The organism is Rickettsia endosymbiont of Rhinocyllus conicus, from assembly GCF_964026465.1.
Lineage (GTDB): Bacteria > Pseudomonadota > Alphaproteobacteria > Rickettsiales > Rickettsiaceae > Rickettsia.
In genome coordinates this window covers 1524339-1546123 of record NZ_OZ032155.1, presented here as the reverse complement: position 1 = coordinate 1546123, position 21785 = coordinate 1524339, and the positions used below count along the sequence as shown (strand labels likewise).

The window sequence follows — 21785 nt, the reverse complement described above, 5'->3', positions numbered from 1 at the left end:
ATAGTAAGTTTTTAAAGTTAAAAGCTCGATTTATCTCGCTTTATGCTGGATCCCGTGGACAAGCCACGGGATGACATCAAGATTTTTTACAATCTTCACAGTATAAAACTACGCAATAAAATCAAAATCTTTACCTAAGGCAATATACTCTCTAATACGGCTCATTAGGTTCTGAAAATATGTAAGATTATGCCAAGTCATTAGCATCGCTCCGAGTATTTCGCCTATTCTAACCAAATGATGCAAGTAGGCTTTGCTATAATTTTGACAAGCAGGGCAAAGGCAATCAGTTTCCAAAGGCTCGTTATCTTCAGCATATTTACTATTGCGGATATTTACCGTGCCATATTTTGTGAAAGCCTGACCATTACGACCTGACCTAGTCGGGATTACGCAGTCAAACATATCTACCCCTCTGCTGACTGCTCCAATAATATCAGCAGGCTTTCCTACCCCCATCAAATATCTAGGTTTATTTTGCGGTAGGAAATCAGGGGCATAATCCAGAACTTTAAACATAAGCTCTTGTCCCTCTCCAACTGCAAGACCGCCTATAGCATACCCTTCAAAATTAAGCTCTATTAAATCTTTAGCCGATTGCTTGCGTAACTCTTCGTAAGTGCTACCTTGAATAATACCAAACTGTGCATAACCATCTCGTTTAACAAATGCTTCTCTTGATCTATATGCCCATCTAGTTGTGAGCTGCATAGAGGTTTTTGCTTCTTCAAACGTTGCAGGGTAAGGAGTACATTCATCAAAAGCCATAGTAATAGTACTGCCGAGTAAATGCTGTATTTCGGTAGAACGTTCAGGTGTCAGCAAATATTTATCACCATTAATATGCGAGTTAAAACTTACTCCCTCTTCCGTTATCTTACGCAACTTCGATAGAGACATTACTTGATAACCACCGGAATCGGTTAGTATTGGCTTATCCCAATTCATGAATTTATGCAAACCACCAAGGCGTGCGATACGCTCAGCACTTGGTTGTAGCATTAAGTGGTAGGTGTTACCGAGCAGAATATCAGCCCCTGTTTCGCCTACCGATTCAGGCAGCATTGCTTTAACAGTTCCTCTTGTTCCGACCGGCATAAAAGCAGGAGTACGAATATTGCCGTGAGCAGTAGTAATAATCCCGCTTCTTGCTTTTTTATGTTGATGATTGATATTAAAGGAAAATTTTGACACTAATAACTGCCTTTTTATTTAAAGTATTAAAGACAGCATTTTAGCATAATATAGATTACAGATAAAGATTTATTGCCTGCGTGGCTTGTTTTTCCCTTATTACAAGGAAAAATTAATGTTGTTGTATGGTCCAGTTCAACCCTTGTCATGCCATGACGGCATTGCCCTAGTGGATCATTTTTTCCGTCTGAGCTAAGGAAATTACAAAGTAATTGTACGTACACAATCCAGCTAAAAAATGCTAACTTATAGCATTTTTTATTATTTTTCCTGGATTGCCACATTCGCTTCGCTCATTCGCAATGACAGCTTGGCATTCACGCAACAACGCCATCACTGGATAGAATCGATTCATGCCACAACGCTTCCTCGCAATAAGCAATGCAGAGTAACAGGAAAATACTTATACGCAAATAGCGAGTGATCTAACAAGCTCAATTATATTATTTTTCTAACATCTGGATTCTGTATTTTAGTAAACGCTCTAGTTAATGATAAAATTTCTCTCTCTAAAGTTCTAGTTAAGTCTTCTCTACTAAAAGGAATGTTATATTCATAATCTTCGTCTTCTTCAGCCACATTATTTAAAAGATGCTCATCTATTTCGTTAGATAAATATTCAATTTCATTATCAAAAATATTATCGTCAGTATTTAACCTTTCTTCTTCAGAAATAGAAGCGTTGAAAAAATGCTTTAACGGCGTATTTAAAATTTTTGCTAAAACATATAATCTACTTACTGGTATAGTACTTATTCCCTCTTCATATTTTTTTATTTGAATAGCACTAATGTCTAAAGTTTCGCCGAGTTCTTTTTGACTAAGACCTATTGCAATACGACGTTGCTTTAAGCGTTCACTTGCGATTTTATCTATGTGTTTTATTGTATTCATAATTAATAATAGGCTTAATATTAAAAATTGGTTATTGCAAAGTATATTCAACTTTAAATATACATTATACACATAGCACGTATTTAATCAAGCAACTTTATTAAAATTTAATACAATTAAACTAATCCCTTGAGTTAATAAGCTTTTTATCTAATAAATAGTTAACTAAAAATATAAAAAATACGATTAGCAGAATAGTAATATTTCCGAATTTCGAAAAAATTGTGGGAGAATCTAGTTTTTTAGGAATTAAACCATCAATATAATTTGTTTCATTTAAATCTAATTTTTTTATTACCCTACCAAGAGGATCTATTATTGCAGAAATACCATTATTTGCTACTCTAACCATCGGTAAACCATTTTCTACAGCTCTACTTTTGCTAATATGAAAATGTTGATATGGTCCGCTAGATTTTCCATACCATGCATCATTTGTAACGTTAATTAGTACACCAGCTGTTTCATTATTTGTTCGGACAAAATCAGGGAAAATAGATTCGTAGCAAATCAAAGGTTTTATTTTTAGGTCATATTTATCAAGATAGACAAGCCCGCCATTTCCTTCAGTATAATCAATAAAACCATGAGTTAGCTTTTTAAAAGGTAGTATTTTTTTAAATGGCATATATTCACCAAAAGGCACTAGATGAGATTTATGATATTCAAATAATTTATTGCCGTTCTTTTCAAGAGCATACATAGCAGTATAAAGTTCAAAATCCTCTCCCCGTTTTTTATTATCTGATATCCCACCTGTAATTAAAGTAGCATCTACCGAATTTAGTAGCCCTAACAACTCTGATTTAACCACAGGTATATCATAAGGTACTACTAAAGCTGCCTCCGACCAAATAACTAAGTCAATTGATTTAGGCTCGCTGACGATGTCACTCGTCGCTCTCCTATTACCTATAGGCTTCGCTCCTTGCTCCTTGTATCCAAGCCCAACTGAATTGACTATAGATTCTGAATTTTTCGATAAATTAATATGCAATATTAAATTATGCCAAAATTCTTCCTCATTCCATTTATCGGTTTGAGGGATTGATGGTTGCACTAAACGGACTTTTATATCAGTAAAATTTGTAGGATAATTATATAGCCTTACACTGCCATAAGTAATTATCACGGCTAGGGTTATGCTTGAAGTCAGTAATAAAACTTTTAGCTGATCAAATTGTTTAGTAAAAAACGGATAACAAGAAGTGGAAATATAGATTACTATAAAACTAAGCCCATATATTCCAATTATATTTAAAGGTTGGATTAAAATATCTGAGAATGAAAAAGCATAACCTATTAAATTCCAAGGAAGACCGGTAAATATCCACGATCTTACCCACTCAAATAACACCCAATATAAGCAAAATATAAAATGATCATATTTGTTATTTCTAACAAAAAAACTAAACACACAACTTGCAGATACGAAAAAAGCTAAAATTATAGGTAAGCCAAATAATGCGAAAGGAATAGCCCACCAGAAATCTGATATATAAACGCTAACACCGATGCTAATCCAATATATGCCACTTAAAAAATGCCCAAAACCGAATATATATCCAAGCTTTGCTGCCTCTTGCCAGTCTTTAGATTTTTGTACTAAATAACACAGATAAGATAAGGTTAATAATGCAGGTAATAGAAAAGTCGGAGCAAAAACCAAGCCGCTTAATAGACCTAATAATAAACAGCTAATCTTCGGTTTATACATTTTTTTATCAAAATTATTTTATTTACAAAATAATACATCATGCTATCATCCAGGCAAGTTATATTTAGCATTGCTGGTATGGATCATTTCCCCCTGTCACCCCGTGGCTTGACCACGGGGTCCAGCTAAAAAATACTAATATTATTAGTATTTTTTATTGTTTTTCTGGATCTAGTTCTCAAGCCACGGAATGACGGTGTGGGATTTTCAATCTACGCAAGCAATGCCATCTCATTTTATATTTATTTAGGAGCGTGTTTAATGACTACAGGATTATTACAGGGGAAAAGGGGTATAATTACCGGTATTGCAAATAATATGTCTATATCATGGGCGATAGCACAGCTCGCACGCAAACATGGTGCTGAACTTTGCTTTACTTATCAATCAGAAATCTTAGAAAAAAGAGTTAAACCTCTTGCTGAAGAAGTTGGTTGCAATTTTGTTAGCGAGCTTGATGTTACAAATCCAAAGTCAATTACTGATTTATTCGCTGAAGTAAAAGAAAAATGGGGAAGTTTTGACTTCTTACTGCACGGCATGGCTTTTTCCGATAGAAATGAACTTAAAGGACGTTATATAGATACTAGCCTTGGCAATTTCAATAATAGTTTGCATATATCATGCTACTCTTTAGTTGAGCTTGCAAGAGAAGCTGAAAAGTTGATGAATGATGGCGGTAGTATAGTAACATTAAGCTATTACGGTGCTGAGAAAGTTATACCAAATTATAACGTTATGGGCGTAGCTAAAGCGGCATTAGAGGCGAGTGTTAGATATTTAGCAAATGATATGGGTGAAAATAATATCCGTGTAAATGCTATTTCAGCAGGTCCTATTAAAACTCTTTCAGGTAGCGTTATTGGTGACTTTAATACTATGCTTAAATCTCATGCGGCAACTGCTCCGCTAAGACGCAATACTCTTCAGCAAGACGTGGCAGGAGCGGCGGTATATTTATTTAGCCAACTTGCATCCGGTGTTACAGGCGAAATTCATTATGTAGATTGCGGCTATAATGTTATGGGTAGCAATAAGATAGTGGGTTAGTTGCCACTCCATGGTGGCGTGGATTAAGAATTGTCATTGCGAGGATAAACTGTAAGTTTTGTACGTGTGCAATCTCAGGATGTTTGATGAGATTGCCACATCGTTTCGTTCCTCGCAATAACGTTTTTTAGCTCACATGGAATAAGAAAGAACTACTCTATAGCTTTTTCGATATTAACTATTATTGCAGGGGATTTATTAATTTCTTGTTTAAGAGTTTTTCGTATCGTAGATTTTATTTTTTCTTCTATCTGTTCCTTAGATAAAGCTTTTTTAGCTTGGCTCTGCTGAGTTTTAATAAGCTCTGCGATGTCATTTTTAATTATATTAATCAATTGCATATCTTCATTTGCGTCAAGTAAACCTGGCATAGATAATATGGGTTTTGCGGCAAGCAAGCCTTTTTGATCAATTACAATCGAGGCTATTACTATACCAGACTCACGCATACGTCTTCTAGCTTTAAAAATAGGTGATTCTACAGGGAGCAAATAGTTACCATCAACAGCTAAATAACTGCTTTCAACTTTTGCAATCACTTTAGCATTATTAGGTTCAAGTAGCACCACGCTACCATTCTCAACTTCCACTGCATTAGGTATGCCGTTTTTCTTAGCAAGTTTAACATGCTCATAAATATGTACTGGCTCACCATGTACAGGTATACAAATATTTGGTCTAATTAAAGAATACATTTTTTGTAGCTCATCAACAGAAGGGTGACCTGATACATGCACGAAATGATCACGTTCGGTAATAACTTCCACACCACTTTTAACAAATATATTAAACAGCCTAAATATTTTCTTTTCATTACCAGGAATAATTTTTGAAGAAAAAATCATAGTATCTTTAGGAGCAAGCTTTATTGACTGGTGAGAGTTAGAGGCTAGTTTTGCAGTAGCAGCTAGCGGCTCACCTTGACAACCAGTAGCAATTATTAATAGCTCTTCTCTTCTGAATCTACTAACATCACGTTCACTAATTAAAGGTGCAATATCTTTAAAATAACCGCTTTCTTCGGCTACAAGCTTAATGCGGTGCAAGCTTCTACCAGTTAGGGCTACTTTTCTACCTGCAAGTTGAGCAGCATGAATTATGGTATCAAGGCGGGCTAGATTAGAAGCAAAAGTTGAAACTACTACCATTTGCGGGCAGCCAGCTATAATATCTATTAAACTTTTTCTAACATCCCCCTCAGAACCGGAGCTTCCTTTATTAAAGACGTTGGTAGAATCACAAACTAACGCAAGTACTCCCTCGTCCCCGTAAGATTTTAAAAGCTCTTCATCGGCTTTTTTGCCTAGCACCGGATCGTTATCAAATTTCCAATCTCCTGTATGTAAAATATTACCGGCTTCCGTGCGGATCATAATTGCTTGCATCTCAGGTGCTGAGTGAGTTAATGGTACCATTTCCAGCGAAAAAGGAGATAAATCTATTTTACCTCCTGCTTTTACTTCATGAATTTTAATATTTTTAGCAAAATCATATTCGCTTAAATGAATTTTTAAAAAATTTGCTGTGAAAGTAGTAGTATAAATAGGACATTTGAGGCTATTCCATAGATATTGTACTCCGCCCAAATGATCTTCATGAGCATGAGTTATGATCATTCCGACTATATCTTTTTTATGTTTTTCAATGAAACTGCTATCTGCAATCATCATATCAACGCCTGGTAAATAATTATCAGCAAAACCGCTACCACAATCAATAATTAGCCATTTACCTTTATAATGATACAGATTAAAATTCATACCTATTTCGTTAGAACCACCAAGAGGTATAAATAGTAAATCATTTTTATGATTTTTGATATTGAATGACGACATATTAATTTCTATAATTATTATACTTATATATTTATCCTTATAACTTATTATTGCTTAAGCGTCTATCTTTAAAAAAGAAATTCACAATGAATATGAATAAAATAGCATTAGTTTATAACCAAAATTCTAAATCTTCAGATAATATAGAGGAAATAAAAAAACTTTATACTTATTGTGACGTAGAAGATGCGGACGTAATCATGGTAGCTGGAGGGGACGGGGAGTTATTGCATAATATACATCGTTATATGCATTTAAACATACCTTTTTATGGTGTTAATTTAGGCAGTCTCGGCTTTCTGATGAATCATTTGGATATTAAAAATATACTACAAAATATTCAAGAAAGTACTGCTTCTACTCTTAATCCTCTTTTAATGCAGGCTGAAGAAGTAGATGGTCAAATACATAAAGCTCTTGCGATTAATGAAGTATCAATATTTCGTAAAACTAATCAAGCAGCTAAATTTAAAATTGAAGTAAACGGCGTAGAGCGAATGAGTGAGCTAGTAGCAGATGGAGCTTTAGTTGCAACACCGGCAGGTAGTAGTGCCTATAATTTATCTGCTGGTGGTCATATTCTCCCTCTAGAGTCGAATATGCTATGCCTAACCCCTATATGTTCATTTAGACCGCGTAGATGGTATGGGGCATTATTGCCGTCTTCAGCTTCCATTAAATTTGAAATACTTAATACAAATAAAAGACCAGTAAACGCCACTGCTGATTTTCAAGAATTTAGTAATATAAAATCAGTTACTATTAAATCGACTAACGATAAATCTATCAAATTGCTCTTTAATAAGAATCATACTTTAGAAGATCGTATTATTAAAGAACAGTTCGGTGGATAGACTCGTTTTATTTGAAAAATTGGCTATCTGTATTAGACACCTAATAATTCTAACTCATGCTGAGTTGCTTCAGTATAGCTTATAGGCGGTTCTTCATTTGGTAAACCAGTATTATAACGTGTATTAAATACTTGAACAGCTTGAGCAGTGAATTTATCGAATATGCCAGTAGACTGTACTCCATAACCATATGCTTGTAAATTTCCTTGTAAAGCTTCAACCTCTGCTCCTGAGTCACCAGATGTTAATAATTTTTTACTTTTTTGTTCATCTGTAGTTTCAAAATATTTTCCAAAATCAGAATCTGCCAAATCTTTCCAAGGGAAAAATTTGCCTGGAGCTATATGATTATTAACCTCTCTATTTACAGTTATTTCACCCAAACCAACTAAATTTGCTTTTAGATCTATTTCTGGATATCTTTCTTGTATATCAGTAAGAAGATTTTTTAATTGAGAAATTTGTATAGTGGAAAATTCACTTTTTGCATCGTTAATAAGCATTATACCAATGCCAAAATCATTGACACTATCTGTTCCTTTCCAGCTACTTTTACCTGCAAAAAAAGTTTTATCAGTTAAATCATTATGATATTGATACTGTTTTCCATCTTGATCGATAATATAATGTACGCTTGTGCCGTTTTTTTTGTAGTGCGTTAATAGTTTGCTCTAAATTATTGCAGACAGAATAAGTAATTACTACGGTTGTAGGTTTTACTCCTTCTGGTCGTGGAGCCATAAATTTACTTTTATTTGAATTGCTTATACCATTGTTATTTAGCATAATGTCCCTCATATTTTTTTAATAAAAGTCCAAACTTGAATTGTATAAATTATTAACATTCTTTAACTTTTCAGTCAAGTTACTTTAGAGCTTATTAAAAAATATTAATAAAATCTTTACAAAAAAATAAATTACTATATACTATGCGTTCAAAAAATTTTAATGTAAAAAAATATGGAAGGAAAAATAAATTCTTTTAGACTTATTCAAGAAAAAGATTTTTTATGTTTACCTAATCAAGATAATAAAGCTCAAATATTCAAAAGCAATTTGCAAAATAAATTTATAGAATTATATAAATGTATGTTAAAAGAAATTGATTTTAAAGATTATTTGAGAATAATCCAAAACTTAAATGCTCCAGAATTAGCTTTAGAATTTGCTAATTTAGCTATTACAAGAATAGCTAATAAAAAAAATAATCTTCTAAAATGTTTATTAGAAAATTACCCTTATGAAAAACTTAAAAACCATAAATTGTTTATAGATTATGAAATTAGTGAAGATGGTTCATATTTAGAACATAAATTTTCTAAATCAGTTATATTTTTTGAATATAAATTTTTTTCTAATTCTTCTTGCTTACAAGATAAAATTTTTAACAACTTTCTTGCTAAAAAAAGCAGTTTTTATTTAGCCGCTATAGAACAAAATATTCAATTAATGGAAGCAGTATCTGTAGATATATTCAAGACGGGACATATAGTTTTAAATTTATTAAATACTATAGATCAAGAGAAATATAAAACAGCGTTTCATTTTATTATAGAAATTGTACATTTTATAAAACCTGAATTTCAATTTGATATTATTAAACAATTAGCAGATACAATAGCAGAAGATTTTAATGTTCTAGCCACTCTTACTAAACGCCAGTTTAGGATAAGAGTGTAAGGAATAAAGATAATAAAGCAGGGTATTTACAAGAGAGGAGTGTTGAGTTACATAGATTTTGAATCAAAAAAATATGCACTCAACAATGAAAAGATGTATCATAACTCTATTTTGTATAATAGATAATTATTGTAAAGTTTACGAAGAATGGGAAGAAAGCAAATTAATACCCAGCGTTAGGAAGCGTAGGAGATCAGGGAGTTTAAGGCTTTCAGAACTATATAACTATAGTATTATATTTTTATATATCTCCATGCAAAGATTTTAAGAATTATTATTTATATCATCTATCATGTAAATATAGAGGATATTTTAGTCTTCCTAGTTACAGTCGGATAATCCAGTTGTGGCCAAGATTAGTATTACCTTTAACTATAATGTTACAATTATTTACAGGAGATGAGACTGGTATATATTTTGTTGATTCAACCAAATTATCGATATGTCATGCAAAACGTACAAATAATAATAAAGTGTTTAGTGGCATTGCTAAAATAGGTATGAGTAGTTACGGATGGTTTATGGGATTTAAATTACATATTGTAATTAATAATAAAGGTCAGATTATGGCAATTAAAATAACAAAGGGTAATGCTAGTGATTTATCTGCTGTAGACTCAATTACCAAAGGATTATGGGGTAAATTATTTGGAGACAAGGCTTATATTTCTAAGGAAATGTCCGCTAAATTATTTAGTCGTGGGCTACGGTTATTTACTGGGATTCGCAAGGATATGAAAAATCATTTATTAGATATAGAAGATAAAATACTCTTAAAAAGCAGATCAATAATTGAATCAGTATTTAATGTACTAAAAAACAGCATGAACCTTGAACATTCAAGACATCGCTCCCCTATTAATTTCTTAGTTCATATACTTTCTTGCGTAAATGCTTTTAATTTCAATAAATCTAAAAAATTTCTAACACTACTTGCTTATCCTCAGACCTCCTTATCCTAAACTGGCGTTTCTAACGCAGAACGGGTTGTATTAACTCGTAAATTTTCATTTTCAATAGTATAGTCTAAATTTTTTTCTTGTAATTTTTTTAAATAAGCATTTATGGCTTCTTTATCAAAAATATTTATCGCCTTGCCGCTACTAGTTTTTATTTCAATTTTATCTGCAGCATTTTCCGTATAATGAAACTCCATGAGATTTTCATATTGACCTGGAAGATAAACTAATAATTCTTGTAATACCTTATTATATTCTTTTATATTTAATAAAGTTTTGATTCCAAACGCAGTTATTTTTTCATTATCTGCTAAAGAAAAATGCCTTATCTTATCATTATACCAGAAAATATTTGCAAAATATCTCGCATCTACATCATCAAAATCACAATATTTTAGCAATATTTTTTCAATAGTTATATCATTTCTTAAACAATCTGCTAAAAATTCTCTATCTTCTTTTTTTGAAAAATTATAACTAAACTCAAAAGATTTAGCAGGAATAAACTTTTCAATAGCACCAGCTGGCTTTTCTAATTTTTCATTGAACTTATTACGGAAATTATTAAATAGATAAGCAAAAACTTCTTTGTATGCAGGAGGGTTATGAGATTCTGATTTAGGGGTTAATATTTTTCCAATATTAATATGTTCTATCTTGGACTGAGCTGTAGCATCCTTACTTTTTTCTTTGCTAAATAAATCATTAAAATATTCTGGAAATTCATCTATATTATTTACTGTTTTCTCTATTTCTGTTTTATGTTCTTGCTTAGGACTTCCTACTATACTATTAAGCCACCACATAATATTTTACCTATGATATTTATTTCATTACAAATAAAATCATCTTTGATCTGTAAGTTGAATAAATAAATATTAACACTACTTAAAAAATTTTCATAAATAAGTAAATTTACAACAAGAATTAAAAGGATGTCATTGCGAGGAAAGTTTGTTGTCATCCCGTGGCTTGGGAACTAGATCCAGAAAATAATAAAAAATACTAATTTTATTAGTATTTTTAACTGGCTCTAGTTCATAAATCACGGGATGACAGGGGGAGAATGATCCACGCGGGTAATGTCTCCTCACAATGACAATTAATCCTTAATAGTCTGAAGGGCTAGTTTGATTATTTTTGTGATACCAGTATTGGTATAGGTAGAGATAGGGAAAATTTCTTTACCGGTGATTTTTTGCAACTGAGCTGTTTTTTCTTTTATTTCCTCATCAGTTAAAACATCGATTTTATTAAGGCAAATAATTTGGGTTTTATCTTTTAAATAATCTGAATAAGATTCAAGTTCTGTGCGTACTATATTATAATCAGCAACAACGTCTTCGCTACTGCCATCTATTAAATGAATCAGCACGTTACATCTTTCAATATGCTTTAGGAATTTATCGCCCAAGCCATGACCTTGACTAGCTCCCTCTATTAAGCCTGGAATATCGGCTATAACAAACTCTTCATCATCAATATATACTACTCCAAGATTCGGCACTAAAGTAGTGAAAGGATAATCGGCAATTTTAGGTTTAGCTGCCGATACTACTGATAAAAAGGTAGATTTACCGGCATTAGGCAAACCCACAAGCCCAACATCGGAAAGCAGCTTTAGGCTTAGCTGAACCCACATTTCTTCAGCAATTTCGCCCTCTGTTCTATGTCTTGGTGCTTGATTGACTGATGTTTTGAAATGGCTATTACCAAGACCGCCATTTCCGCCTTTAATTATTTCAAAAGTCTGATCATCTTCGGTAAAATCATGCAGCAATATATCGCTATCTTCTGCAAAAATTTGTGTACCGATCGGCACATCAAGAGTTAAAGATTTACCCGATTTACCGCTTTTATTTGAGCCTTTACCATTTTCACCACTATCTGCAATAAAATGCTGCTTATATCTATAATTTACTAGCGTATTAAGATGGTGATTGCTTCTAAAAATAATACTACCGCCACGTCCGCCGTCACCACCATCAGGACCACCTCGGTCAATAAATTTTTCACGGTGGAAACTAACGCAACCATTGCCACCATTCCCACCTTTTATATATATCTTAACTTCATCAATAAAATTCATATGCTCTTATTTTTTTGTTTCCAACGTCATTGCGAGGAGAATTACAAAGTAATTCGACGAAGCAATCTCAGGATGTTGGACAAGATTGCCACGCAAGCGATGCTCGCTCGCAATGACTATACGCTGTTTAAAAACGCATTATACCAAAATTTATCTCTCTTTAATAGTCTTATATTCTCTATGAACTTGACCAGTATAAAGCTGCCTTGGTCTGCTGATTTTCTGCTCAGGGTCTTCGTGCATCTCTTTCCATTGTGCCATCCAGCCTACTGTTCTTGCTGTGGCAAAAAGCACTGTGAACATCTGCGGGGGTATACCCATCGCTTTATAAATAATACCCGAATAAAAATCAACGTTTGGATATAATTTTCTCTCAATAAAATACTCATCTTTAAGAGCGATAGCTTCAAGCTCTATAGCTATTTGTAGTAATGGGTTGTTATCTAGCTGCCCTAATTCTTTTAACACCTCCTTGCAGGTCTCTTTAAGCACTGCAGCACGCGGATCATAGTTTTTATATACACGATGACCAAAGCCCATTAGCCTAAAATTATCATTTTTATCTTTAGCCTTCGCTATATATTTGGGTATATTCTCTACACTGCCTATTTCTTTCAGCATATTTATCACTGCTTCATTAGCCCCGCCATGAGCAGGTCCCCAAAGCGATGCAATACCAGTACTGACGCAAGCAAAAGGGTTAGCTCCCGATGAGCCGGCAATTCTAACTGTTGAAGTAGAAGCATTTTGCTCATGATCAGCATGTAAAATAAATATCTTGTTTAAGGCATTTTTTATTACTGGATTTACTTTATATTTTTCACAAGGTGTGGCAAACATCATATGCAAGAAATTTTCAGTAAAATCTAAAGAATTATCGGGATAAACAAAAGGCTGACCTATAGAGTATTTATAAGACATTGCAACAATAGTTGGTATTTTAGCTATCATTCTAATAGCTGTAAGTTCATAATCTGCTTCTTTAAAAAAATTCAGCAAATCAGGATAAAATGCCGAAAGAGAACCAACCGCCGCAAGCATAATAGCCATAGGATGCGAAGAGCTACAAAACGTTTGGAATAAATAATGTAATCTTTCATTAACTAACGCATGATGAGCAACCTTTTTAGTAAAATCATTATACTGCTTACTATTTGGTAATTCCCCATAAATCAATAAATATGCCACCTCTAAAAAATCGCTTTTTTCGGCTAAATCTTTTATATCATAACCACAATGCCGCAAAATCCCTTGATCACCATCTATATAAGTTATAGTTGATCTACACGAAGCAGTAGACATAAAACCCGGATCGTAAGTAAAGCAATCCGCTTCAGAATATACTTTACTAATATCAATTACATCCTGCCCAATACTTGCTTTCAGTATGGGTAATTTGAATATTTTATCTCTAATCTTTAATTCAGCAAATTCGGAATTAGTGTTTTCACTGGTCATATATCCATACCTCAATATATTTTTGTATACTAGAAGTATAAACCTACTTTAAGAAAATGAGAAATTATTTTTATCTTTATGGGATTCAAGCATTACTTTGTTGTGTGTATTAAGGATCGTCATTGCGAGGAGCATAGCAACGAAGCAATCTCAGAAGTCTTATAATACTTCCTAAGATTACCGTATCTATACTTTTCTTAGAAGTGTCATAAAGCAAGCAGTTAGGCACTTAATATATTCGTTTAAAGCTTTTTTAACTATTCCGTTTAAACTATCACCATGTTGCATAGCATATAAACTTACTTCTTTATGTAACTCAGGATCAATTCTAACATTAAAACTGCCTTTGAAAGGTTTATCCGGAGCTTTACCTAATATATTACAATCTTCTAGATAACTATCCACGGCTTCATGAAATGATTTTATTAAAGTTTTAGCATCTGAGGCTTCGTAACTTACTAAATCTCTTATAAATTCTATTTTACCAAAAAATATTTCTTCCGAAGCATTAAAATGCACTGACCCAAAATAACCTTTATAACTTATAAAATCGTTTTTTGTCATATTAACACTATTATTGTTATTATTGTCACCCCGTGGTGGCATTGCCTGCGTGGATCATTTTCTCGTCATTGCGAGGAAAAACTGTAAGTTTTGACGAAGCAATCTCATCATTATTTCCTGAGATTGCCATGTCGCTTCGCTCCTCGCAATGACGACTTGGCATCCACGCGGGCAATGCCTCCCGTGGTCAAGCAACTAGATGACACATCTATAATCAAAAGTTGAATATACACACCAATTAGTATAAAGCAACTAAAATTAACCAGTTACCAAATTCTTACTTTCAAGATAATCTTTGATCTTTAGCAAATCATACCAAGAGGTGCGTTTTTGGCTAGGTTGGCGGAGTAAATAGGCGGGGTGGAAAATTGCCGTAGTCTGGATAGGAGCGGTTAGATATTTATTGGTGTAAAAATAATATTCTTGTCTAATTTTAGTAATACCGGCATTTTTCCCAAGTAGACTAGTTGCAGCAGTGCTACCAACTAAAATAATGAGTTTTGGGTTAACTAAAGCAATATGTTTCTCAACAAAAGGTCTACAAATATCTACTTCCTCTAAAGTCGGCTGTCTATTAGCAGGAGGACGCCAAAACACTGTATTGGTAATATAAGCATTATCTTTTCGTGAAATCCCGATTGCACGCAGCATGTTATCAAGTAAATTACCGCTCTCACCACAAAATGGTATACCTTTTAAATCCTCATTACTGCCAGGAGCTTCACCTATTAACATGATCTTAGCTGCCGGATTACCATCACCAAATACAGTATTAGTCGCTAACTTCTTCAGCTCACAGCCATTAAAATTTAGTAGAGATTCTTTTAGTTCTGCTATATTATTTGCTTTATCGGCAAGTGATCTTGCAAGGCTTATATTATCATGTGTTTTATCGTTCATATTAAACCCGATTTCTTTTTGAGGCGTAGGTTTTGCTTGTGGCTTTTCGACCGGTTTGATATTATCACTTACTTTTAATTTTGGCGGATGCTCTGAGCAATAATATTCAACCCCAATTGCATTTAGCCATTTAAATGTATTATTCATTAAATAAATTAAATATGTTAGAATATTCTGTACCTACTGAACTAAGCGGCTTAAGGCTTGATAAAGCTTTATCTCAGCTTCTTGAAAATGTCTCACGCAACCAGATTCAAAAAGCAATTAAAAGTTCTTGTGTACAAATTAACAATGTGATTATTCTCGATTCTGATATTTTGGTCAAGGAGAATGATATTATATTATTCTCTTTCAAAGAACCAGAAGAGTTAACAATAGAAGCAGCTGACATAAAACTTGATATAGTTTATGAAGATGAAGATTTAATAGTTATCAACAAAGCTGCCGGTATGACTGTCCACCCAGGGGCAGGACATCATGATGATACGCTTGTTAATGCCCTACTCCACCATACAAAAAACCTATCCGATATCGGTTCATCAGAAAGACCTGGAATAGTGCATCGTTTAGATAAGGACACGACGGGCTTGATGGTAGTTGCTAAAAATAATAAAGCACATATGTTGCTTGCCAATCAGATTGAACAAAGGCAGGTCGTACGGAAATATAAGGCTTTAGTTTGGGGAGTAATTAATCCGTTAGAGGGAACGATTAAAAATAATATAGGTCGCAGTCGAAGCGATCGGCAAAAAATGACGATATTGAAGTATGGTGGGAAAGAAGCCGTAACTTACTACAAAACTCTAGAGCTATTTTATGGAGGTAGCATTAGTATGGTAGAATGTAAGCTTGCTACCGGCAGAACTCATCAGATTAGAGTGCAGCTAAGCCATTTAAAGCATTCAGTGGTTGGTGATCAAACATACGGCAATAACGACCGAAAAATTAACCATGCTCCACCTGAACTAAAGGCAAAGTTACTAGACTTCAAACGCCAAGCTTTGCACTCTTGGTATTTAAGCTTTACTCATCCAACCAGTAATGAAGTTATGGAATTCTCTTGCGATTTGCCCGAGGATATGAAAGTGGTTATATCTACTGATGCATTACACAAATTTATTGAACTTAAAAAACGAGCTCCTTTGGGTAATGAAGAAGATATTTTAGAAATGAAAAATCTAGGTAGAAAATAATTTCCATGCAATATTCTATACAAGAGTTTCTTAACGAAGGAGCTTATAAATTACAACAAATTGGGGTTAGTAATCCAAAATTAGAAGCACGAATTTTATTGCAGCATACTATCAATAAATCATATGAATATCTGCTTGCTAATCCTGAAAAACAACTAAACCAGCTAGAAATGGAAACTTTCGAAAAAGCATTAGAAAGAAGACTAAAGCACGAGCCGATAGCCTATATTTTAGGGAACAAAGAATTCTACTCACGTGAGTTTATCGTTAATAAGCACGTATTAATTCCAAGAAACGATACGGAAATTTTGGTGGATGCTGTTATAGGTTTATTCAAACCGTCATTGCGAACGAATGAAATGAGCGTGGCAATCTCAGGCAAAATTCCTGAGATTGCTTCGTCGACGCCTATAGCGTCTTCTCGCAATGACAATTTTCATATACTCGAACTCGGTATGGGTAGCGGTTGCATCTCTATCAGCTTATTACTCGAACTACCGAATAGTCAAATAACCGCAACTGATATAAGTGCTGATGCGATAGAGGTTACAAAAAGTAATGCCATAAAGCATGATGTAACGGACCGTTTGCAAATTATTCATAGCGATTGGTTTGAGAATATTGGAAAACAAAAATTTGATCTTATAGTTAGCAACCCGCCATATATATCTATAAACGAAAAGCCTGAAATGGCAATTGAGACAATAAATTATGAGCCATCTATTGCTTTATTTGCCGAAGAAGAGGGCTTGCTGAGCTATAAAATCATAGCAGAGAATGCTAAAAAATTTCTAAAGCAAAATGGTAAAATTATATTAGAAATAGGATATAAACAAGCAGATCAAGTTAGCCAAATCTTTTTAGATCATGGTTATGTTATTGATAATATCCATCAAGATTTGCAATCTCATAATAGAGTAATAGAAATATCTTTAATTCAGCTAAATCGCTCATATGCAAGACGCATCGGGAAGAGCCTGTCAGGAATACAACAAAATTTATTAGATAACGAACTGCCAAAATATTTATTTTCAAAAGAAAAGCTTATTAGTGAAAAACGTCAAATTTTTCTCGAGATTGGCTTTGGCATGGGCGAGCATTTCATCAATCAAGCTAAGATGAATCCAGATAAGCTTTTTATCGGCGTGGAGGTATATCTAAACGGTGTTGCGAATGTTTTAAAACTTGCAGAAGAGCAGAATATTACAAACTTCTTATTATTTCCCAATAATTTAGATTTTATATTACATGATTTACCAAATAATAGCTTAAACGGAATTTATATTTTATTTCCTGATCCTTGGATAAAAAATAGGCAGAAAAAGAAACGTATTTTAAATAAAGAACGCTTAACGATTCTACAGACTAAGCTGAAAAATAAAGGTAGCTTGATCTTTACTTCTGATATTGAAAATTATTTTGAGGAAGTAGTAGAATTAATTAAACAAAATAGTAATTTCCAAATTACTAATGAGGATAATTATTCAAAACCACACGATAATTATATAATAACCAAATACCACCAAAAAGCTATTAATGAAAGCAGAACACCCCAATTTTTAAAGGCTATATTTTCAAATATTATTTCTATAAATAGTAAAAAATACTAATAAAATTAGTATTTTTTATTATTTTCTGGATGCCGTGGTCAAGCCACGGCATGACATCGAGGGCGTTTTCCGATCTACGCAACAATGCCGCCACGGGGTGACAAGGGAAAAACTGATCTATGCAAGAACGCATAGACAAATTTTTATGAACGGCTTTGTAGGCTTTGCACTAAAGCATCAAAACCTTGGTCTTTTAAAGTCGAAGTAAAATCTTGTTGTTGAGCACCAATAAGACTTACACCTTCTGTAATAACGTCGGAAACTTTGAATTTTCCATTTTCCATTTTACGCACTAAATATTCTACTTTAATATCCTGTCCTTTATTATTAATATTCATGCTAACCATAGAATCTTTTGGGCTTAAAACACGCACTCCTGTTACTTGAGGCTTTTCACCTTTGTAATCTTTTATTAGATCAGTATAAGCTTTAGTAACATATTTAGAATAAACTTCTGTAAACTTTGCGATTTGTTCCTTAGATAAAGTTTGTACCCCGTTACGTCCTAATGTATACCTAGCCATCCAATCAAAATCTAGATTATTGTGCATTAGTTCACGTGCTTTGGTAACTTTTGCATCTTGGGATAGGTTAGGATTATTTAAGGTAGTAGAAGCTTCATTTACTAAGTTAGTAACATAATCATTTAAACCTGCGGGGGCATTATCGTCTGCATCATTATCGTCTGCATAAGAAGAAAATGTAAAAATCAATAAAAATAAGCTAGTAATAATTTTTTGCATAAGAACCTCTTTTAATTAGAATTTACGTTTTTAGGTTTAGGGCATTTAAAGTTTTTAGGATATTGAACAGATGCTTCACGAGCTTGGTGTAATGCCGATCTGATAGTAGCATAAGGGTCTAACGAATTCTTCATAACATAATCACTAAATGATAATACATTATATCTATCATTTATTTTACTCACTGCTAAAACACTTAATTCAAAATCTTTATGGGTATAATACATTAAAGGATTAAGTGCATAATTAGTAAATATTGGATCAGTCATATCCCTTGCATTAGTACTACCTATTATCGGTAACACCAAATAAGGACCTGGACCTACTCCATAATGTGCAAGAGTATTACCAAAAGTTTGACGATCTGATGGTAGCCCTACTTTACTAGCCACATCAAATAACCCACCAACGCCAAGCGTAGTGTTAATAATAAACCGCCATACGCTTTTCATAGTCTTATCATAATTTAGCTGAAGCCCATAATTTACAGCAGTAAGTGGCATATCAATATTACCAACAAAACTATTAACCCTTGCTTTCATATAATCATTTGTAAGGTTTTTATACCCAACAGCTAAAGGACGCAAGAATATATAATCTAATACTGAGTTAAACGCAAAAATTTTACGGTTAAATTTTTCGTATGGATCGTAAACTTCTCGACAACCATTAATATTACTGCTACCATTATAGTTATATATGTCATCATCTACATATTCAAGATCAGCTTTTGCAAATAATGAACATAGGATAATCGAAAGTATAATTAGTATTCTCATGATTTATTTTCAGTTTTCTTACAAATAATAATACCGTATTTATTATTTTCCGCTAGTATTATTTCTTCAGAAGTTAATATAACGAAATTATTTTTTTGTAAAATATTATTTATTTCATTTAAATTAAAAATAAATTCTTTACGTTTTATTGAAAAATGCGTATTCGAATTAGTAGGTAAACAAAAAGAAAAATACCCATCTTTGTTAAGCGATGAATATATTGCATTGAAATATGTAGAAAGATCTCTAGTAAAAGTTAATCCACAAAAGCTTAAAATAATATCAAATTTATTTGAATTTTGTTTCAGAAACTCACTTATGGAAACATTATATATCTGATCATAAATTTTAAGGTTAGCATAATATTCTTCTTGAATATCATTCATTAAATTAGAAATTTCTACAGCTGTTAAAGTAAAGCTTTCTGGAAAACGCTTTTCTAATTCGTATCCGACAAGTCCTATATTACTACCAAGCTCTAAGATAGAATAATCATCTGGCAGGTCAGTTATTTGCTTCAAGCTCTCATTCACAAATCTATAAGGCAAATGAATATTTTTATCATTGTTAAAAATACTTGGATAATTTTTTGCAGTTAAGTCCCTGTATTTTCCCCAAATTTCCACAGGTATTTCGGTAGCATTTTTATAATTTTTCAAAAAATTTACAAAAATTGTTTTATATTTTTCATTTGATTTTTCTAAATATTTTATGGCTTTTGGATAGTCATTTTTTAAAAAATAAGTCCAACCTAATTGGTAATATACTCTAGAATCATTAGGACTAAAAAAGTTATCGACTAATTTAAATCTAAGTAATGCATCGTTTAAATTACCTCTATATAAATGTTCAAGTCCAAGCTCATAATTGGTTTCACTTAAATGATTCATTTTATATTTACAATCATTTAAATATTTTTTAAATTCTAGAATTTTGTTTTTAATAAAATTTGGTATATTTATTATCGTTAAGCAAAAATGTTTGATTTTATCCTTTATTTTACTAAGCATAGCTATTTTTAAATTAAATATTATCTAATATAATAAAGCATATCTTTATAAATTTTAAAATCAATCACTTTCATCTGAGAGATGAAAGTTTGTCTATAGCGACTAGAAGTCGAGAATCAAGCTAAAGCTTATTCCAGTCTTATATTAGTAGTCATTGCTGGTTCATGAGCATCAGTATGTCTATTAATATATTCATTAATCATGTCATCAGTCACATTGCCACTAGTCGAACTAAAGTATCCTCTTGCCCATAAATGTCTACCCCAATACTTTTTTCTTAATATTGGAAATTCTTCTTGTATCTTTTTTGACGATCTTCCTTTAGCTTTTTGCACAAATTCACTTACTTTAATATGAGGTGGTATATTGGCAAATATATGTATATGATCGCTTGATATTACTCCATTTTCTATTTTAATATTGAGCTCTTCTGCAACTACTGCAATAATTTCTCTCACTCGCTTTTTGATATCATAGGTTAACACCTTGTATCGATATTTTGTAATCCACACTATATGATAGCGATGATAGTAAACTGTGTGTGATTTGTTGCTGTATTGAGTCATGGTGCTTATGATGCTAACGCATCATGGCGCACATGGCAAGCTAAAGCTTTTCCATCTGGAAGATGGAGGTTTTAACCACCAAAGGGACTATAAAATAATACTCTTATGCTTAGTTTTACTTGTAAATCAGTGAAATTTGTAGTAATGTGTACATGAAACATGTACAATATAGGTATTTTATGAAATCAATTAGTAGTTCTTCATTTAGAAAGAATCTAAGCACTGTCTTTGATACGGTGGAACGTGACCATATCCCTTATCTCGTAAAAAGAAGAAACCATACAAATCTTATTATTATAACAGAAGAAGAGTATGAATCTACAAAAGAAACATTATATTTATTATCTAATCCAGCTAATGCTGAATGGCTGCAAGAATCCATTGAACAAGCAAAAAGAAAGGAGTTCGTTGAAGTTAATTTAGATGACTAAAATTATATGGACATTAAATGCAACAAAGGACTTAGAATATTGGAAAAAATATGACATTAAAAAATATAAACGGATTAAACTCTTAGTAAAAAATATTCAGGAAACACCATTTAGTGGTATAGGTAAGCCAGAGCCTTTAAAATACTCAATGACTAATTTATGGTCTCGAAGAATTACTCATGAACATAGATTAGTATACTCTATTGATGATATAGAAATTATAATATACTCTTGTAGATTTCATTATAAAAAGTAAAAA

Annotated in this window: 23 protein-coding genes and 1 pseudogene; 9 read left to right on the top strand and 15 right to left on the bottom strand. The window is 32.6% G+C overall.

Features of this window, described 5'->3' with window-relative positions:
• Nucleotides 1-108: 108 nt before the first annotated feature.
• The 3 genes from tgt to lnt all read right to left on the bottom strand — a co-directional run bounded on the left by tgt (nucleotide 109) and on the right by lnt (nucleotide 3805).
• Nucleotides 109-1194, bottom strand: a complete 1086-nt coding sequence (gene tgt / locus AAGD54_RS08375; protein WP_341794583.1) for a tRNA guanosine(34) transglycosylase Tgt — start codon at nucleotides 1192-1194, stop codon at nucleotides 109-111.
• A gap of 438 nt (nucleotides 1195-1632) precedes the next feature.
• Nucleotides 1633-2088 carry a helix-turn-helix transcriptional regulator gene (locus tag AAGD54_RS08370; protein ID WP_341794582.1) on the bottom strand — a complete coding sequence of 152 codons (456 nt, stop codon included), beginning with the start codon at nucleotides 2086-2088 and terminating at the stop codon, nucleotides 1633-1635.
• A gap of 121 nt (nucleotides 2089-2209) precedes the next feature.
• Nucleotides 2210-3805, bottom strand: a complete 1596-nt coding sequence (gene lnt / locus AAGD54_RS08365; protein WP_341794581.1) for an apolipoprotein N-acyltransferase — start codon at nucleotides 3803-3805, stop codon at nucleotides 2210-2212.
• A 261-nt stretch (nucleotides 3806-4066) separates the two neighbouring features.
• Between lnt and fabI the strand changes: the two genes are divergently transcribed.
• Nucleotides 4067-4855, top strand: coding sequence for an enoyl-ACP reductase FabI (gene fabI / locus AAGD54_RS08360; protein ID WP_341794580.1), 789 nt, complete (start codon nucleotides 4067-4069; stop codon nucleotides 4853-4855).
• Nucleotides 4856-5007: 152 nt separating this feature from the next.
• On the opposite strand, the gene AAGD54_RS08355 is transcribed toward fabI, so the two are convergent.
• Nucleotides 5008-6690 (bottom strand): ribonuclease J, encoded by a 1683-nt coding sequence (locus AAGD54_RS08355; protein WP_341794579.1) that lies wholly within the window; start codon nucleotides 6688-6690, stop codon nucleotides 5008-5010.
• Nucleotides 6691-6776: 86 nt separating this feature from the next.
• Between AAGD54_RS08355 and AAGD54_RS08350 the strand changes: the two genes are divergently transcribed.
• Nucleotides 6777-7544, top strand: a complete 768-nt coding sequence (locus AAGD54_RS08350) for an NAD kinase (RefSeq protein ID WP_341794578.1) — start codon at nucleotides 6777-6779, stop codon at nucleotides 7542-7544.
• A 32-nt stretch (nucleotides 7545-7576) separates the two neighbouring features.
• Here the strand turns inward: AAGD54_RS08350 and AAGD54_RS08345 are convergent.
• Nucleotides 7577-8342: pseudogene (locus tag AAGD54_RS08345) on the bottom strand (N-acetylmuramoyl-L-alanine amidase).
• A gap of 162 nt (nucleotides 8343-8504) precedes the next feature.
• Between AAGD54_RS08345 and AAGD54_RS08340 the strand changes: the two are divergent.
• Both AAGD54_RS08340 and AAGD54_RS08335 read left to right on the top strand, forming a co-directional pair.
• On the top strand, nucleotides 8505-9224 hold the full coding sequence (locus tag AAGD54_RS08340) for a hypothetical protein (RefSeq protein ID WP_341794577.1): 720 nt from the start codon (nucleotides 8505-8507) through the stop codon (nucleotides 9222-9224).
• A 221-nt stretch (nucleotides 9225-9445) separates the two neighbouring features.
• Nucleotides 9446-10186 (top strand): IS982 family transposase, encoded by a 741-nt coding sequence (locus AAGD54_RS08335; RefSeq protein WP_341795150.1) that lies wholly within the window; start codon nucleotides 9446-9448, stop codon nucleotides 10184-10186.
• On the opposite strand, the gene AAGD54_RS08330 is transcribed toward AAGD54_RS08335, so the two are convergent.
• The 6 genes from AAGD54_RS08330 to AAGD54_RS08305 all read right to left on the bottom strand — a co-directional run bounded on the left by AAGD54_RS08330 (nucleotide 10183) and on the right by AAGD54_RS08305 (nucleotide 15341).
• On the bottom strand, nucleotides 10183-10989 hold the full coding sequence (locus AAGD54_RS08330) for a hypothetical protein (RefSeq protein WP_341794576.1): 807 nt from the start codon (nucleotides 10987-10989) through the stop codon (nucleotides 10183-10185). The genes AAGD54_RS08335 and AAGD54_RS08330 overlap by 4 nt on opposite strands.
• Nucleotides 10968-11147 carry a hypothetical protein gene (locus AAGD54_RS08325; RefSeq protein ID WP_341794575.1) on the bottom strand — a complete coding sequence of 60 codons (180 nt, stop codon included), beginning with the start codon at nucleotides 11145-11147 and terminating at the stop codon, nucleotides 10968-10970. The genes AAGD54_RS08330 and AAGD54_RS08325 overlap by 22 nt, the downstream gene beginning before the upstream one ends.
• A 138-nt stretch (nucleotides 11148-11285) precedes the next feature.
• Entirely contained in the window at nucleotides 11286-12272 is a 987-nt protein-coding gene (gene obgE / locus AAGD54_RS08320; RefSeq protein WP_341794574.1) for a GTPase ObgE, read from the bottom strand.
• A gap of 150 nt (nucleotides 12273-12422) precedes the next feature.
• Nucleotides 12423-13730, bottom strand: coding sequence for a citrate synthase (locus tag AAGD54_RS08315; protein WP_341794573.1), 1308 nt, complete (start codon nucleotides 13728-13730; stop codon nucleotides 12423-12425).
• A gap of 186 nt (nucleotides 13731-13916) precedes the next feature.
• On the bottom strand, nucleotides 13917-14336 hold the full coding sequence (locus tag AAGD54_RS08310) for a type II toxin-antitoxin system HicB family antitoxin (RefSeq protein ID WP_341794572.1): 420 nt from the start codon (nucleotides 14334-14336) through the stop codon (nucleotides 13917-13919).
• Nucleotides 14337-14552: 216 nt separating this feature from the next.
• Nucleotides 14553-15341 (bottom strand): uracil-DNA glycosylase family protein, encoded by a 789-nt coding sequence (locus tag AAGD54_RS08305; protein ID WP_341788505.1) that lies wholly within the window; start codon nucleotides 15339-15341, stop codon nucleotides 14553-14555.
• A gap of 14 nt (nucleotides 15342-15355) precedes the next feature.
• On the opposite strand from AAGD54_RS08305, the gene AAGD54_RS08300 reads away from it, so the two are divergent.
• Nucleotides 15356-16387 (top strand): RluA family pseudouridine synthase, encoded by a 1032-nt coding sequence (locus AAGD54_RS08300; RefSeq protein ID WP_341794571.1) that lies wholly within the window; start codon nucleotides 15356-15358, stop codon nucleotides 16385-16387.
• A gap of 5 nt (nucleotides 16388-16392) precedes the next feature.
• Complete coding sequence (trmB, locus tag AAGD54_RS08295) at nucleotides 16393-17997, top strand: bifunctional peptide chain release factor N(5)-glutamine methyltransferase PrmC/tRNA (guanosine(46)-N7)-methyltransferase TrmB (RefSeq protein ID WP_341794570.1); 1605 nt, start codon at nucleotides 16393-16395, stop codon at nucleotides 17995-17997.
• A 143-nt stretch (nucleotides 17998-18140) separates the two neighbouring features.
• Here trmB and AAGD54_RS08290 read toward each other — a convergent pair whose 3' ends face one another.
• The 4 genes from AAGD54_RS08290 to tnpA all read right to left on the bottom strand — a co-directional run bounded on the left by AAGD54_RS08290 (nucleotide 18141) and on the right by tnpA (nucleotide 21095).
• Nucleotides 18141-18740, bottom strand: coding sequence for a phospholipid-binding protein MlaC (locus tag AAGD54_RS08290; protein ID WP_341794569.1), 600 nt, complete (start codon nucleotides 18738-18740; stop codon nucleotides 18141-18143).
• Between the two features lie 11 nt (nucleotides 18741-18751).
• Nucleotides 18752-19519 carry a VacJ family lipoprotein gene (locus AAGD54_RS08285; protein ID WP_341794568.1) on the bottom strand — a complete coding sequence of 256 codons (768 nt, stop codon included), beginning with the start codon at nucleotides 19517-19519 and terminating at the stop codon, nucleotides 18752-18754.
• On the bottom strand, nucleotides 19516-20529 hold the full coding sequence (locus AAGD54_RS08280; protein WP_341794567.1) for a methyltransferase domain-containing protein: 1014 nt from the start codon (nucleotides 20527-20529) through the stop codon (nucleotides 19516-19518). Before AAGD54_RS08280 ends, AAGD54_RS08285 begins: the two co-directional genes overlap by 4 nt.
• Nucleotides 20530-20657: 128 nt before the next feature.
• Nucleotides 20658-21095, bottom strand: a complete 438-nt coding sequence (gene tnpA / locus AAGD54_RS08275; RefSeq protein ID WP_341794341.1) for an IS200/IS605 family transposase — start codon at nucleotides 21093-21095, stop codon at nucleotides 20658-20660.
• 7 nt (nucleotides 21096-21102) lie between these two features.
• Between tnpA and AAGD54_RS08270 the strand changes: the two genes are divergently transcribed.
• From AAGD54_RS08270 to AAGD54_RS08260, 3 genes are read left to right on the top strand one after another with little or no spacing between them, the layout of a single operon-like run.
• Entirely contained in the window at nucleotides 21103-21228 is a 126-nt protein-coding gene (locus tag AAGD54_RS08270) for a hypothetical protein (RefSeq protein ID WP_341794566.1), read from the top strand.
• A gap of 19 nt (nucleotides 21229-21247) precedes the next feature.
• On the top strand, nucleotides 21248-21526 hold the full coding sequence (locus tag AAGD54_RS08265; protein WP_341788511.1) for a type II toxin-antitoxin system Phd/YefM family antitoxin: 279 nt from the start codon (nucleotides 21248-21250) through the stop codon (nucleotides 21524-21526).
• Nucleotides 21519-21782 carry a Txe/YoeB family addiction module toxin gene (locus AAGD54_RS08260; RefSeq protein WP_341788512.1) on the top strand — a complete coding sequence of 88 codons (264 nt, stop codon included), beginning with the start codon at nucleotides 21519-21521 and terminating at the stop codon, nucleotides 21780-21782. Before AAGD54_RS08265 ends, AAGD54_RS08260 begins: the two co-directional genes overlap by 8 nt.
• Nucleotides 21783-21785 lie beyond the last annotated feature (3 nt).